The organism is Pseudomonas sp. SIMBA_067 (assembly GCF_046534675.1).
GTDB classification, from domain to species: domain Bacteria; phylum Pseudomonadota; class Gammaproteobacteria; order Pseudomonadales; family Pseudomonadaceae; genus Aquipseudomonas; species Aquipseudomonas putida.
The window spans coordinates 1-277 of the sequence record NZ_JAWRYH010000347.1; the positions used below are offsets into that span (position 1 = coordinate 1).

Annotated in this window: 1 pseudogene; it reads right to left on the minus strand. The window is 59.6% G+C overall.

The window, feature by feature from the left end:
• Positions 1–277, minus strand: a pseudogene (locus SB765_RS29395) (MFS transporter); the annotation flags it as partial.

The following is a 277-nucleotide window of genomic DNA, read 5'->3' on the forward strand; positions in this document are numbered from 1 at the left end:
GTGCGCAATCATCTTCACGCGCTTGAGCACCGAGGCCCAAAAGGTCAGGCCTGTGGTCAGCCCCCAGCAAGCGAAGATGATCATCAAGCCGGTCATCGACGGCACGCTGGCGTACCACCAGCCCAATGCACCGGTCGCGACCAGCGAGAAGAAGATCAAAAAGCGCGGCGGCAAACGGTCGGCCAGCCAACCGCTGGGCAAATAGCTGAGCAAAAAAACCGTGCCGAGCATGGAGTACAGGTAACCCGGCTCGCTGTGGTTGATCTGGAACACATCG